11 protein-coding genes are annotated in these 14,574 nt (G+C 35.6%); 7 read left to right on the forward strand and 4 right to left on the reverse strand.

The genetic code is table 11. From position 1 onward, the window contains the following. Positions 1 to 35 precede the first annotated feature (35 nt). A complete protein-coding gene (locus CEY12_RS08185; protein ID WP_089029821.1) occupies positions 36 to 1,154 on the reverse strand; it encodes an ATP-binding protein in 1,119 nt (372 codons plus the stop codon). A gap of 196 nt (positions 1,155 to 1,350) precedes the next feature. On the opposite strand from CEY12_RS08185, the gene CEY12_RS08190 reads away from it, so the two are divergent. The 5 genes from CEY12_RS08190 (at position 1,351) to CEY12_RS08210 (ending at position 6,480) form a co-directional block, all read left to right on the forward strand. Continuing rightward, positions 1,351 to 1,785: an organic hydroperoxide resistance protein gene (locus CEY12_RS08190; protein ID WP_089027231.1), complete on the forward strand. Its 435-nt coding sequence runs from the start codon at positions 1,351 to 1,353 to the stop codon at positions 1,783 to 1,785. A 98-nt stretch (positions 1,786 to 1,883) separates the two neighbouring features. After that, positions 1,884 to 3,203 carry an NAD(P)-dependent benzaldehyde dehydrogenase MdlD gene (mdlD, locus tag CEY12_RS08195; protein ID WP_089027232.1) on the forward strand — a complete coding sequence of 440 codons (1,320 nt, stop codon included), beginning with the start codon at positions 1,884 to 1,886 and terminating at the stop codon, positions 3,201 to 3,203. A 327-nt stretch (positions 3,204 to 3,530) separates the two neighbouring features. Then, complete coding sequence (locus tag CEY12_RS08200) at positions 3,531 to 4,835, forward strand: hypothetical protein (RefSeq protein WP_089027233.1); 1,305 nt, start codon at positions 3,531 to 3,533, stop codon at positions 4,833 to 4,835. 1 nt (position 4,836) lies between these two features. Further along, positions 4,837 to 5,427: an LPS export ABC transporter periplasmic protein LptC gene (gene lptC / locus CEY12_RS08205; RefSeq protein ID WP_089027234.1), complete on the forward strand. Its 591-nt coding sequence runs from the start codon at positions 4,837 to 4,839 to the stop codon at positions 5,425 to 5,427. A gap of 9 nt (positions 5,428 to 5,436) precedes the next feature. Next, entirely contained in the window at positions 5,437 to 6,480 is a 1,044-nt protein-coding gene (locus CEY12_RS08210; RefSeq protein ID WP_089027235.1) for an anhydro-N-acetylmuramic acid kinase, read from the forward strand. A 31-nt stretch (positions 6,481 to 6,511) separates the two neighbouring features. Here the strand turns inward: CEY12_RS08210 and CEY12_RS08215 are convergent, their stop codons facing one another. Beyond that, positions 6,512 to 6,901, reverse strand: coding sequence for an orotate phosphoribosyltransferase (locus tag CEY12_RS08215; RefSeq protein ID WP_089027236.1), 390 nt, complete (start codon positions 6,899 to 6,901; stop codon positions 6,512 to 6,514). A 29-nt stretch (positions 6,902 to 6,930) separates the two neighbouring features. Between CEY12_RS08215 and CEY12_RS08220 the strand changes: the two genes are divergently transcribed. Further along, entirely contained in the window at positions 6,931 to 7,542 is a 612-nt protein-coding gene (locus CEY12_RS08220; RefSeq protein ID WP_089027237.1) for an NUDIX hydrolase, read from the forward strand. Here the strand turns inward: CEY12_RS08220 and CEY12_RS08225 are convergent. Both CEY12_RS08225 and gldJ read right to left on the reverse strand, forming a co-directional pair. Further along, on the reverse strand, positions 7,535 to 8,806 hold the full coding sequence (locus CEY12_RS08225) for a UDP-N-acetylmuramoyl-tripeptide--D-alanyl-D-alanine ligase (protein ID WP_089027238.1): 1,272 nt from the start codon (positions 8,804 to 8,806) through the stop codon (positions 7,535 to 7,537). The genes CEY12_RS08220 and CEY12_RS08225 overlap by 8 nt on opposite strands. Before the next feature lie 65 nt (positions 8,807 to 8,871). Continuing rightward, positions 8,872 to 10,473: a gliding motility lipoprotein GldJ gene (gene gldJ / locus CEY12_RS08230; RefSeq protein WP_089027239.1), complete on the reverse strand. Its 1,602-nt coding sequence runs from the start codon at positions 10,471 to 10,473 to the stop codon at positions 8,872 to 8,874. Between the two features lie 164 nt (positions 10,474 to 10,637). Between gldJ and porU the strand changes: the two genes are divergently transcribed. Beyond that, complete coding sequence (porU, locus tag CEY12_RS08235) at positions 10,638 to 14,525, forward strand: type IX secretion system sortase PorU (RefSeq protein ID WP_089027240.1); 3,888 nt, start codon at positions 10,638 to 10,640, stop codon at positions 14,523 to 14,525. Positions 14,526 to 14,574 lie beyond the last annotated feature (49 nt).

The raw sequence follows: 14,574 nt of genomic DNA on the forward strand, positions 1-14,574 counted from the left end.
CTATTTTCTGTGTGGTGACTTTTATTTAGTCATTATTATGTCGTTTTGTGAATATATCTCGATAACTTGATTCCAAGATCTGTCCAGATAATTTTTGGATTTCCATTTCTCGTTAAGTGCAGATCGGCAGTACTGATTTCTTCTAAAATACTTTCAATGTTTGCCCCACTGATAAATTTTGAAAATCCTGCCCAGTTGAAACCATTGGCATCGATTTTTTTATAAACCAAACTTTCTGACTGATAATTCTGCAACAGCGCCAAACGGAATATTTCAGAGCAATAGTCTAAAAAGTTTTTCTGTTTTTCTCTGTTCCATCCTGCAATTTCCCTCGCCCAAAGTATAATATTTTTAAGAAATTCAGGCTTTTTTTTGACCTGGAAAGCATCTCTTACCCACTGAATAAAAAGTCGCTCAAATTCTTCGTTTTTATTTCCTGATTGTAAAAGCTTTACCGCATCATTCAGGTTTCCTTGTGCCTCGTGAACTATTTCTCTGGACTGATCTTCCGAAACCGAAAAATTTTTCTTTAGATACCCTTCAATATCCGCATCGTTAATCCTTGGAACTTCGACAATTTGTGTTCTTGAAAGTATCGTTGGTAGGATGTCATTCGAATTTTCTGCCGTAAGCAGAATGATTGTTTTAGCCGGAGGCTCCTCAAGAAATTTTAAAAATTTATTAGAGGCAGCAATATTCATTTTATCCGCTCTCCAAACGACCAAAATCTTGGTTCCCCCTTCAAAACTTTTCAGAGCGAATTTTTGGTTTTGATCATCAACTTCGTCAGCAGAAATAAAAAGCTGTTTATTTTCTGAATCCAGAAAAGCCGTCCAGTCGTCATAACTTGCATAAGGAGAAGCGAGAATCATTTCCCGGAAATCTTCAAACTTATTTTTACTTAAAGAGTTTTTGTTGTCTGTATAGACAGGAAAGCTAAAGTGCAGATCCAAATGGTTCAAATGTTCAACTTTAGAAGCTGCATGCTCATTTTCGCGTTGTAAGATCTCTTTTGCATAAGCGAGGGCTAATGGAAATGTTCCATATCCTTCTTTTCCTATGAAAAGCTGGGCGTGGCTTACTCTGTTTTCATCGATACTGTCTCTGAGAAGTTTTTTCAGGTTTTCTTGTCCGGCAATGTTCTCCCAATTCATGCTCCAAAGATAAAAATCTTCTTTCAAATCCCCGAAATTTAACATGCTCTATTTGTTAAATAATTTCAGAATGCCACTTCTCTGTGGTGATAGTCTGTATCAATAATCTAATTTAAATAATTCATTAATTAAATTGTGTGCAATTTAATTTTTAACAATACATTTGCTTTATAATTAAATAACAAGTATAGACATTATGAAAGTATTATATCGTATTGGCGCAACTGCCACAGGAGGAAGAAACGGACACGTAAAAAGTGAAAACGGGATATTGGATCTTGAAGTAAGAATGCCAAAGGGACTGGGTGGAGCTAATGAAGATTATGCCAATCCGGAAATGTTATTTGCGGCAGGATATTCTTCTTGTTTTGACAGTGCTTTGAACTTAGTCATTAAACAAACCAGAGTAAAAACGGGAGAAACTACGGTTACGGCCCAGGTAAGTCTTGGCCAAATTGAAAATGGAGGTTTCGGTCTGGCAGTGGATTTACACGCTAATATTCCCGGGGTTTCTTTGGAAGAAGCTCAGTCTTTAGTTGAAAAAGCACATCAGGTTTGCCCTTATTCTAATGCAACCAGAGGAAATATTGATGTAAAATTAAGTGTAACAAATAATGAGTTCTCCAATTAATACAGAAACATCTGTCTAAATTTCAATTAAAAATCAATAATTTAGATTAAGTTTTTAACAAACGGTACATAGAACTCACTAATATTAACACGAAAGAAATGACATCAGAATTAGAACAAAAAATCAGGACTGTTTTCGAAAAACAAAAAACGTTTTTTAAAACCAATCAAACCAAGAATATTGAATTCAGAAAGGCACAGCTAACCAAATTCCGTGAGGTATTTCTTGGGCATACGGATGCACTTTGTGAAGCCTTGGACATCGACCTGGGAAAAAGCAGGAAAGAAGCAGAATATGTAGAAATTCAAATTGTATCCAGCGAACTGGATTACCTTCTGGAAAATATTGATGACTGGGCCCAGCCTACTCCGGTAGAATCCAAACCACATCCGTCCGGAGCTGAAATTGTGAGTAAAATAATGTATGAACCTTATGGCGTAAATTATATCATTGGTCCGTTCAATTATCCTGTACAGCTTACGTTCAGTCCTTTAATCGGAGCGTTAATTGCAGGAAATACCGCCATTATCAAACCATCTGAAAACACTCCCCACGTTGCAAAAGTGATTGAAAAGATCATAGAAGAAGCTTTCGATGAATCTTATGTCAAAGTGTTTCAAGGTGCTATAGAAGAAAATACCTTATTATTAAGTCTTCCTTTCGATTATATATTCTTTACAGGAAGTCCTAATGTCGGTAAGATTGTGATGAAAGCTGCTGCTGAACAATTGATTCCGCTTACACTTGAATTAGGAGGTAAATCGCCAACGATTGTACATAAAGATGCCGATATAGATAAAGCTGTAGCAAGAATCTCCTACGGAAAGTGGATCAATTGCGGACAAACCTGTGTGGCTCCCGATTATATTTATATTCATGAATCTGTAAAAGAAACTTTTGTCAATAAGTTTATCGCCTATTTAAAGACTACATATCCTGAAGGATCTTTGGGTAAAATAGGGAAAATCGTCAGCCCCAATCAGATTAAACATCTTGCCGGATATTTAGAAGCCGCGCCGGACAAAGTAATTTACGGAGGTAAATACGATCTTGAAACGCGGCATTTTGAAGCTACACTAATGGACAATATAACCTGGGATGATCAGGTGATGCAACAAGAAATCTTTGGTCCGATCTTACCGATCATGACGTATACTGATATCGATAACGCTTTGGAGGAAATCAATAGCCGTCCAAAACCCCTTGCTTTATACGTTTTCTCCGAAAGCCAGGAGTTTGCTGATGATGTTCTTAGTCGCACAACAAGTGGTGATGCTGAAATCAACAGTGCAATTATCCATGTTGGCTCACATTTCCTCCCATTTGGAGGTGTCGGAACATCCGGAATGGGAAAATACCACGGAAAGTTCAGTTTTGAAGCTTTTAGCCATAGCAGATCTGTTTTACAGGTAAAATAAGCTTCTTCATAAATTTTTTACAGCCGGTTTTCAGCGATGAAAGCTGGCTGTAGTTTTTTCTCTTAATCTGATAATACGCCTTTTAAAACATTGAGATACATCCTCCGATTTATTCTTAATCAACTCACATAGTGAATGATGACTATTTCCATATCGAATGAATAATTTAATCTCAAAAAAGCCAACAACCCCCGGTTAATAATTATTTTTATAATAAAAAATCTTGTTTACGTTTAAACATAAATCCCCTTAACAAACTTTAACCTCATGAAATTTTTACAATTCATTAATATTTAAGATATTTGCGCATTATTTTAAAAATAAAGAATGAAAAAAATCTTTGTACTATCATTCATTTCTGTTGGGTATTTCCTTAATGCGCAAAGTATAAGCAATTCACCATATGCAACTTACGGAATCGGAGATGTAAAATATGATAATACGATTGAAACAGCTTCTATGGGTGGCATTTCAACGGCTTTTATAAGTGACTTCACAAGTAATTTCAACTTTGCCAATCCAGCAAATAATACAAATTTCGAACTGACAAGTATAAAGCTTGAAGCGACCAACGAAAACAACTATTTCAAAACGAATTATAACAATACGAAGTCTACCAAACATTCTACGTATTTATCAAATATCTCACTAGCATTTCCTATCTCGTCAAGGGTGAAAATGGGACTTTCCTATCAGCCCTACAGTTCAAAAAGTTATGACATAGAAAGTAAAGTAAAACAGGATGATGGTTCTACTTTTCAGAATAACTTTAAAGGAAGTGGAACTTTAAATACAGCACAGGTTGCCGTATCTTATAAAGTGAATAATGAGTTTGCTGTAGGGGTAAGAGCAAACTATTATTTCGGAAACCTTTACGACCGTAATGAGTTCTCTCAGCCATATGACAAGGATAATCCCACTGCTCCTTATTCAGAGTTGATCAATGGCTATGAAACTAAAAACAGCATTAAAAACTTTAACTTTACCTTAGGGGGAAGTTATCAGCACCTTAATACCCGTACTGATAAAAAATTAACCATCGGAGCAACGACTACTTTTGGTAATACCAGTAATATGACTACTGACTACAAAAACAGCAGTTATTTTTATTCAGGTGTTGACATCAAAGCTTATGAAACAATCATTGAGCAAAAAAGTACAAGTTCTAAAAACCTTTTACCACTACAAGCATCTTTTGGGGTGGGATATGGTAGCGAAAATCAATGGTTCGTATCTGGCCAGTTAGATTATAAAAAGGGTGAAAGTATTTCCTATTTTGGAAAAACACTTGACTTTGATGATACCTACAGAATATCAGCAGGGGGATGGTACCTACCTAACTATAATAACTTCAGAAACTACTTCTCAAGAGTTGTATACCGATACGGAGCTTTCTACGAAAGAGGGGGTCTGAAACTTGGAAGTAACAATATCAACAAGTTTGGAATTTCTGCGGGGGTTATGCTTCCATTTAAAACGAGTAGTATTACAAGGATGAGTGGACTTGAAGTGGGTGTTGAAATTGGTAAACGTGGAACTTTAGACAACAACCTGATCAACCAGAATTTCATCAACCTTAGGATAGGATTTAATTTTGCTGACAAGTGGTTCAGAAAGAGTTTATATAACTAAAATGAAGTTTAAAAACTTATCATATAAAAAAAATATAGCATGCCTTTTTAGTTGTGCTATATTTTTTATATTGACATCGTGTGAAGAGGACCTCACCAAAAGAAATGGTAACCAAAGTAAGAATTTCCCCTCACAGATTATTAATAATGCTCACATTATTCAGAGAGACTCTGGATTTGTGACATTAAAAGCAGTAGCCCCAATCATTGAAAAATATGAACTTATAGACAGTCCATATGTGGTTGCTAAAAGAGGAATCAATATTGAATTTTTTGATAAGAAAAAGCCCAAAATCCCGGGAAAGATCATTGCTAAATATGCAAGAATTTTTGAATATAAAAAATTCTACGAAGCAAAAGGTGATGTAAGAATTACCAGTAATGAAGGGCACAGATTTGCAATGCAAAGTATTTACTGGGATCAAAGAAAAAACCGCATTTACACAAAAGATACGGTATATGTAACAATGACAGATGGTTCAACACTTGTAGGAGCTAACGGGATGACCGCTAAAGATGATTTCTCAGAATATACTTTATTCAACAGCTCTGGAGATTTTACAGCTAAACAATTATCTGAATCCAAAAAATAACTTTTCCCAATGACTGTACGAGCAATAGGTTTAATGTCAGGTACCAGCTTAGACGGCTTAGATATTTGTTTTGTACAATTTGAAAAACAACAGGAATGGAGCTTTCAAATATTGAAAGCGAAAACAATTCCTTATCCCAAACATTGGAAAGACCAACTTAGAAACTCTATTTATCTTTCTCCGGAAGAATTACTGGAGCTTAATGCGGAATATGGATTTTACTTAGGAAAATCCATTCACCAATTCATCCAGTCTCATCAATTAAAAAATATCGACCTCATTTCGTCTCATGGTCATACGGTTTTTCACCAACCTCAAAAAAAATTCACATTGCAGATTGGAGACGGAAGAGCCATCAAACTTGAAACGGGCTTACCAGTAATTTATGATTTCAGAAGTCAGGATGTACTTATGGGAGGTAACGGAGCTCCATTGGTTCCTATAGGAGATGAGCTTCTTTTCCCCCAATATGATGCCTGTATTAATTTGGGCGGATTCTCCAATATATCATTAAAAAGTAACTCAAAAAGGGTTGCATTCGATATAGTTCCTGTTAATATCATTCTTAACCAGCTTGTTCAGAAATTTGGTAAGGAATATGATAAAAATGGCGAACTGGCAAAAGAAGGTAAAGTCCACGATCAATTACTAAACCATCTTAGCGCACTTCAATTCTACAGACTACCCTATCCAAAATCGCTTGGCATTGAATGGTGTAACGAAAATATTTTCCCTTCATTTGAAAATATAGAAACTCTTGATTTGCTAGCAACTTTTACAGAGCACATTGCTCAACAGATTTCCCAGGTAATTAATGAAAATAAGTTAGAAAATATTTTATTTACAGGTGGAGGAACTCATAACACCTATCTTATTGAAAAAATAAAATCTAAAACAAAAGGTGAAATTGTTATCCCAGAGAGACAGATCATCGATTACAAAGAAGCATTAATATTTGCTTTTATAGGCATCTTAAGGCTCAATAATGAAGTTAACGTCTTAGCTTCTGCAACGGGGAGTTTTAGGGATCACAGCTCAGGAATTATAGCATAAAAAAACCTTCATTTCTGAAGGTTTTAATTTATTATTTGTAAGCTTCTATTTTATCTGTCAAAGTATTGATAAAATTCTGAAGAGGTTTTTCGACCATCATTTTTATAAACGGATTGAATTTACCTTCAAAAAGCATTTGCACTTCAGTTTGATTTTCGTTAAGAGGATTTAAAGTTGCCGTTAATGAAAAATCCAGACTAGAACTTGCTGATTTCAAAACAGCTTTTTCATCTGTAACTTCATCTATTTTTAAAGCGATTTCCGGCATTCCCTGTAATCCGAATTTAAATCCATCTTCTCTGCTTTCAAACTTTTGAAGTCCGTCCGGCATAAATTCTTTATAGTTGTCTGGTGTTTTTAACAGTTCCGCCAACTCTTTAGATGATTTATTGACAATAATTTTTCGTCCTTCTAAATTCATTTTTTATTTTTGTATTTAAATTCCTACAAATGTATAAAGTTTTTGTGAACGAAAAAAAATTATTACTGTCTAAACAGTCTGAAAACCTGGAAAAAAATGTTAGGTACGAAAACTTTACAACTTTTGAAATCGCATTAGATCTTCTTGAAAATACATCTGTAAAAGAATTGAATGTGTTTGGGGATGATATTGATGCAATTTGGAAAGAATTCCAAGGACTTTTCAGGATCATCGAAGCAGCAGGTGGATTGGTCAGTAATAAAAGTGGTGAAATGCTTTTCATCAGGAGACTCGGAAAATGGGACCTTCCAAAAGGGAAAATGGAAAAAGGGGAATCCCGTGAAGAATCTGCAGTAAGGGAAATTGAAGAAGAAACAGGACTTACAGATGTGGAACTGGTAAAATTCATTAATACAACCTACCATATCTACGTGGAAAGAAATGGAGAAAAGATCCTGAAATGTACGCACTGGTTCGAAATGAACTTTGATGGTAAGGATACGTCAAAGCCACAGATTGAGGAAGGAATTACAGAAGTGGCATGGAAAGATGCCAATCAAATAGAAAACGAAGTTTTTCCAAATACTTTTAAAAATATTCAACTGATCGTTAAAGAGTTTAGAAAAGCCCAGACTAAATAAAGTCCAGGGCCTTTTCTAAAGAAATACCTCTCGAGGCTTTCAGTAAAATATTGTCAGATTGAATTCCGTTCAGTTTTAGATATTCTATAAGTTCCTGAGTATTCTCAAAGGACAATGTCGTCAGGTTTACTTTTTTAAAGTTTCCTCCTACAGTTATAATTTCATCAAAACCAAGTTCAAGAGCTTGTTTTAAAATATTCTGATGCTCGACCATACTCTCCTCCCCCAGCTCAAGCATATCCCCAATAATAATGGATTTGCTTCCCTCAAAAGTTATAAAGTTGGATAAGGAGACAGCCATCGAACTAGGATTAGCATTATACGTATCCAGAACGAGAGTCTTACCTTCTTTTTTTACAATTTGAGAACGCATATTAGTCGGTGTATAACTTTCAATAGCATGTTTTATTTTCTCCTGGTCAATTCCGAAATGCAGTCCAAGACTTACCGCTGCACAAAGATTTGTAAAATTATAATTACCTGTCAGCTTTGATAACGCCTTTGTACCTTGATAGGATAGTCCAACACAATGATCTTCAGAATAGGACTCAAAATAATAGTCAGAGTCTTTTTTACCAAAGGTTATTTTTGGTTCATAATTTTCGGTTTTATCTACCTGGATACTGTCGTTTTCATTGACAACAATCGTCTTATTATATTCTTTTAAATAATCATATAGTTCAGATTTCCCTTTAATAACCCCTTCAAAACCACCAAATCCCTCTAAATGAGCCTTACCAAAATTTGTGATATAACCATAATCAGGTTTAGCGATGGTACAGAGCAGCTCAATTTCTTTTTGATGATTGGCTCCCATTTCTATAACAGCCATTTCATGACCGGGCTTAACAGATAAAATCGTCAATGGAACCCCAATATGATTATTCAGATTACCGTATGTATACTGTACATTATATTTTTCAGAAAGAACCGCATGAATCAACTCTTTTGTAGTGGTTTTACCGTTACTTCCTGTAAGCCCTATAAAAGGAATATCCAGCTGGTTTCTATGATACACAGCAAGAGCTTGTAAAAAATCTAATGTAGAAGGAACATAGAAAATATTTCTCGCTGTATTTTCAAAATCCTTACGCTCGACAATTACAGCTAAAGCTCCATCCGAAATAGCTTTTTCTGCTAGAGTTGCGGCATCGAAATTATCACCTGAAAAAGCAAAGAAAATATCATTACTTTCAATTTTTCTGCTGTCAATAGTCACTTTATTGGCTTTCGAAAATAAAGGATAAAACTGTTCTATATTCATAGTTCAAAAATAAAAAAACCTTCCTGTATTTAGGAAGGTTTTTTATAATTATTTTTTGATAAATATTATCTTCTAGTTCTACTTTTGTCAGCTGCTCTAGCATCTTGAGCAACACGGAATCCAATCCATCCAAAAGCTCTGTTTTGATCTTTATATCTTCTTTGTCCCGGATCCAGCCAATACGCTGTATCCTGCCAAGAACCACCTTTGATAACTCTGATGTCATTCGACATTGCAGACGTTCTGTCTTTGGTATCTTTTTGCATAATTACTCTACCACTTCCATCTACAATAAATCTCTGTTTTGGAGAATTGTACATATCATAAGCTGCAGTAGAATCTCCTGCTTTATAATATTCTAAAGAAGATTGTCTGTCACCATCTCTGTAGTTTCTGTAATCAGCAATAGTCTGTTTTTCAAACTGCCCTGGTAAGCTTTTGTATACTAATCTACCATCAGCTAAAGTATCATATTTAATACTTCCTTCATCCACCATTTTATAAGTACCGTCTCCGTTCTTTACAACAGCTTGAGGCATGTTTCCTCTGTAGTAGTTGAAATCACTGAAATCTTCGTCAATAATAGGTCTGTACACATCGGCAGTCCATTCAGAAACGTTTCCATACATTCCATAAACACCAAGGTCATTTGAAGGATATTGTCTAACATCTGAAGTTCTTGCAGAACCATCATTTTTCCAACCTGCAATACCAGAATAATCTCCTCTACCCATTTTGAAGTTTTCAAGGAACATTCCTCTGTCTCTTCCTTTGGTACCTCTTAATCTTTCGATTTCCGGTTTTTTACCTAAGTATTGGTTATATTCTCTATTTTTAGCCATACCAAGCGCTGCATATTCCCATTCAACTTCTGTAGGAAGTCTGAACTTCTGAACCATTGCAGAGTTTGGAGCTCTATTAGCAGAAAGTAATCTTTGGTTTGTCGTTTTTAAACCAGATTTTTGCTGCATCCTTTGTTCATTAATATATCCTTGCATTTCAGGATCATTCGCTTTGAATTTATCCATATTAAATGCAGTTCCTCCTTGATTATTGGATTCATTGATATACAAATCTTTAGCAATGATTCCTGCAGACATTAAAGCTTTTTCATTTGCTCTGTCTGTTAACCATTCGCAGTATCTGTTTGCTTGAGTCCATGAAACACCAACTACCGGATAGTAATCAAACTCAGGAGAACGGAAATACGTCTCATTGTAATCATTTCTAGATAGTTTGTTATCCCATAATAAGGTATCTGGCAAAGCACCATTATAGATTTCCTTAAAACTTGGATCACTAGGTGGGAATACATACTTCAACCATGTCAGGTATTCGCGGTATTCGTAGTTAGTAATCTCTGTTTCACCGATAAAGAAAGAACTTACCTGCATTCTGCGAGGCGAATTATTCCAATCGTGCATGACATCATCTTTCACTAATCCCATTGTAAAAGTTCCACCTTCTACATATACCATCCCCGGCCAACCTTTCTGCTTTTGTTGCTTTCCTGCAAAAAACCAACCTTGTTTTTCGTTTGGTTTCCAACCCGTCTTACTGATAAATTTTTTAGTACCTCCACCTTTGTTGGTACCTGATCCACCACAACTGGTTAATGCAAGTGTAGAACTCAATGCTATTAATGAAAACAACTTTAGTTTTTTCATAGTCGATATAAATATTTTCAAAGTACAAAGAAAAAATAAATTATTCAATAAATCAAGTAAACATTTGATTTTTTTGAAAAACGTTAACAAATTAATTTTATTGTATCGCAATTTAATTATAAAATTTTCATTTATTTTGTAATTTAGCAATTTCAATAACAAACATGAAACAAATAATTACGTTTTTACTCTTATCATCTTTTGTATCAACGCTTTATGCTCAAAAAATCAACATCGAATGGAATGGGTCAAAAATTCAAGATTTTGGCGATACAAAAATCAATCTTCCTAATTTCAAAAACAGAGGTTTTTCGTATGGCCAAAATAACATTTTTATCATAACCACACAAAAAATAGGAGAAAGACAATTAAAAGTTTCTAATTTGGTTTGGGAGTCGGTTTCCAACAGGGAATTGTTTGAATTAAGTAAAAATGTACTACCCGACTACGATATCACCAATGTTTCATATTATTATTCTGAAGGAGAGCAGTACGCCAGCGTAAATGTAGGTTTGTTTAAAAATGTAAAAGGAAGAATCCAGCGACTTTCATCATTTGAAATCTCCGAAGGAAGCGGATCCAACCAAATTATGAATGCCGCTAAGGTCGGTACCAGCAACAATCCTTTGTCGAGTGGCGCTTTCTACAAAATCAAGGTTGATAAATCAGGGATTTTTAAGATCACAACTCAATTTTTAAAAGATAACGGGATCAATCCATCTTCTGTTAATCCAAAAAATTTCAGAATATATGGGAATGGAGGAATCATGCTTTCTGAATTCAATCAGGATGTAAAATACAGCGCTCTACAGGAAAATGCAATACAGGTAGTGGGTGAAGATGATGGGATATGGAATGATCAGGATTATGCATTGTTTTATGCACAGGGACCAAACGGATATAACCTTTACAATAAATCAAATGGCGGTGGATTCAAAAGAGCGGATGAAAGAGTTGATAAAAGTGAGAATGTAAAGAATATCTATGACGACTTCTCTTATTATTATATCAATTTTGATAAAGGAGCCGGAAAAAGAGTTCTGCCAATAGATGCTGACCTTCCTGCAACAGCACTGATTACAAGATTTGATAATTACCAGGTCATTAATAATGATCAGAAAAACATCATGAAAGTAGGAAGAGTGTGGACAGAAGAGGCTCCATTCACTACGGATAAAACAGTAACTTTTAATCTCAACTCCCCTATCCAGGGTGCAGACGCCATAAAATACAGGACAAAAGTAATCGGATATAAATCTCAGGGAAATAGTATTTCGTTTGATATCAACAATCAAAATGCGCAGATCTACTCATCTGGTTCAACGGATCCGGATTACTTACCACTCACTTACAGTGGAGACATCACGAACTTAAATGGGAATCAAATCTCTTTTAATTATAAACCAAATATTACGACCAATCCTAACGGGTCATTTTATTTTGATTATGCAGAAGTTCAATATAAGGAGGACCTGAAATACAATGGCTCACAAATGAACTTCAGGGATTTCTCTCTGACCAGCGGAACTAATACCAGCTACGGATTCAGTGTTAACAATACTGCCGGATTAGAACAAATCTGGGATGTTACAGATATTACCAATGCCAACAGAAGGGTGAACAAGGCTACAGGAAGTGCCAGTTTTAATTTCGGATATGTTACAGCTGACTTGAACTTCAACAATGAGTTTGTGGCTTTTAAAGCAGATGCCGCATATTCACCACAATTTGTAGAGAGAATTGCCAATCAGAATCTATCCGGGTTACAAAACGTAGATTACCTTATTATCACTGTTCCTGAAATGATGTCGCAGGCTCAAAGGCTGGCTAACTATCATCAGACAAAAAATAATTTTAATGTGCAGATTGTAGATGCTAATAAAATCTACAATGAATTTGGCAGCGGCAGCAGAGACCTTACAGCGATCCGTGATTTTATCACTAAATTAAATACCCCACTGGGAAGTTTAAAATACGTATTCATCCTTGGAGATACTTCGTATGATTATAAAAACAGGGTTCCTAATAACTCCAATGTGGTATCGAGTTATCAAAGTGAGCAATCTTCAGAATTTGTTACTTCTTTTGTAACGGATGATTATATCGTAATGACAAAACCTCAGACCTCTGCGTCAGTTCCAAGTAATCTGCCTGATCTTCCGGTGGGAAGACTTCCAGCTGCAAATGTTACTGAAGCAGGAATAATGATGGATAAAACCCTTGCCTACTACAATTCATTATCCGGCCAGTCGACACCTTTTGGAGAATGGCGTATGAAGCTTGATTTTGTTGTGGATGATGACAATGATGGCGGAAGTCCGTTTCATGATGTAATGAACAACACACTATCAACTGTTTTCGAACAGCCGGGATCCACAAATCTTAAAGAATATAATGTACGAAAATTATACCTGGATGCTTTCCAGGCACAAAGTACAGCCGGAGGACAGAGATATCCGCAGGTAAACCAGGCCATCTCCAATGATATCGGAAACAGTATGTACCTATTCTATTTCGGACATGGAGGAATCAGTGGTTGGGCTCAGGAAAGGGTTCTAACTCTGGACGAAATCAATAACGCGAATAATTTTTCTAATGTATACAGTAGATTCCCATTCGTATCTACGATAACCTGCGAATTTACTTTATGGGATGAGCCTGAAACACTTTCTGCCGGAGAACGTTTCCTGAAAATGAAACAGGGAGGGCCGGCAGCTATGATCACATCAAGCCGCGCTATCGGTGTAGATTACGGTCGTGATTTTACAGATCTTTATACTCAGGATATTTTCAAATTGGTGAATGATGATTTTGAAACACTGGGAGTCGCTCATTTGAATGCTAAAAAACAAAAAGGTCCTCAAACAGACCACTTAAAAGTAAATCTGCTTGGTGATCCTGCCATGAAACTAAGCAGACCTAAAAGATTGCTCGTGATCGACAATATTGAAACTCCTGTACCCGGATTAATCAGAGGTCTTGATTTTGTAAAAGTAAAAGGACATATTAATAATACAAACGGAACTGTAAATACAACGTTCAATGGAAGAGTGGTCATCAATATTTTTGATAAAAGATTAAATAAAAAAACGCTTAACAACGATGGTGGTTTAACCCCTATTCTTAATTATACTGAGGAAGGAAGTGCTATTGTAAAGGCATCAGGAACCGCTGTAAACGGAGTCTTTACTGTAGAGTTCTATGTACCTAAAGACATTAACTACGCAGTAGGTGAAGGAAGAATCCTGGGATATGCTGATAATAAGGCTATGGATGTATTCAATAACCAATCTGTTCAGGTCGGAGATATCAACCCGAATGGAATTAATGACAGCCAACCGCCAAAAGTAAAATTATACATGAACAATACCAACTTTGCTGATGGCGGAATTACAGACCAAAATCCAATGTTGCTTGCCTGTGTTACTGATGATACAGGAATAAATTCTACAGGTTCTGGTATCGGTCACGATATTACTGTATATTTGGACGGGCAAATTATCAATACTATTGTTTTGAATGATTTCTATGCTTCCGGAGAAGGAAACGGATGTCTGAGCCCGAGTCTTGCAGATTACCAAAAAGGAAATGTAACCTACCCTTTCAGAAATCTGTCAATCGGTCAGCATCAATTATCCTTTAAAGTTTGGGACATAAACAATAATTCTACATCTGCTACGTTAAACTTTGAAGTTAAGGATGAGGCCGATCAACATTTAGTGATCAACAGACCACTCAACTGGCCTAATCCATTTACAAATAAAACCTATGTTCAATTTGAGCATAATTGTGATGATATCCTAAATGTGAATGTTCAGATCTATACCATAACAGGAAAATTAGTAAGAACTTTATCCCAGGCTGTTGTTGCAGAACCTTTCCTACAGGGCTTTAGAACCCCTCGTCAGGCAATAGAATGGGATGGAAGAGATGATTTTGGGGCAACTGTTGGGAAGGGAACATATATTTTTAAGATATTTGCAAAAAGTCAAAATCAAGAAAAATGCAAAGGAAGTGCTACAGCTGTAGAAAAAATGGTACTTTTGAAGTAAAATAAAACAAGTATAAGTAACAATATTAATAAAAAACTGATAATATATA

It is taken from the genome of Chryseobacterium sp. T16E-39 (assembly GCF_002216065.1).
Lineage (GTDB): Bacteria > Bacteroidota > Bacteroidia > Flavobacteriales > Weeksellaceae > Chryseobacterium.

Coding starts and splice junctions, on each gene's coding strand:
- porU (WP_089027240.1), top strand. CDS start 10,638: ATGAAACAAATAATTACGTTTTTACTCTTATCATCTTTTGTATCAACG.
- CEY12_RS08190 (WP_089027231.1), top strand. CDS start 1,351: ATGAAAGTATTATATCGTATTGGCGCAACTGCCACAGGAGGAAGAAAC.
- CEY12_RS08185 (WP_089029821.1), bottom strand. CDS start 1,154: ATGAATTGGGAGAACATTGCCGGACAAGAAAACCTGAAAAAACTTCTC.
- CEY12_RS08225 (WP_089027238.1), bottom strand. CDS start 8,806: ATGAATATAGAACAGTTTTATCCTTTATTTTCGAAAGCCAATAAAGTG.
- lptC (WP_089027234.1), top strand. CDS start 4,837: ATGAAGTTTAAAAACTTATCATATAAAAAAAATATAGCATGCCTTTTT.
- mdlD (WP_089027232.1), top strand. CDS start 1,884: ATGACATCAGAATTAGAACAAAAAATCAGGACTGTTTTCGAAAAACAA.
- CEY12_RS08215 (WP_089027236.1), bottom strand. CDS start 6,901: ATGAATTTAGAAGGACGAAAAATTATTGTCAATAAATCATCTAAAGAG.
- CEY12_RS08200 (WP_089027233.1), top strand. CDS start 3,531: ATGAAAAAAATCTTTGTACTATCATTCATTTCTGTTGGGTATTTCCTT.
- CEY12_RS08210 (WP_089027235.1), top strand. CDS start 5,437: ATGACTGTACGAGCAATAGGTTTAATGTCAGGTACCAGCTTAGACGGC.
- CEY12_RS08220 (WP_089027237.1), top strand. CDS start 6,931: ATGTATAAAGTTTTTGTGAACGAAAAAAAATTATTACTGTCTAAACAG.
- gldJ (WP_089027239.1), bottom strand. CDS start 10,473: ATGAAAAAACTAAAGTTGTTTTCATTAATAGCATTGAGTTCTACACTT.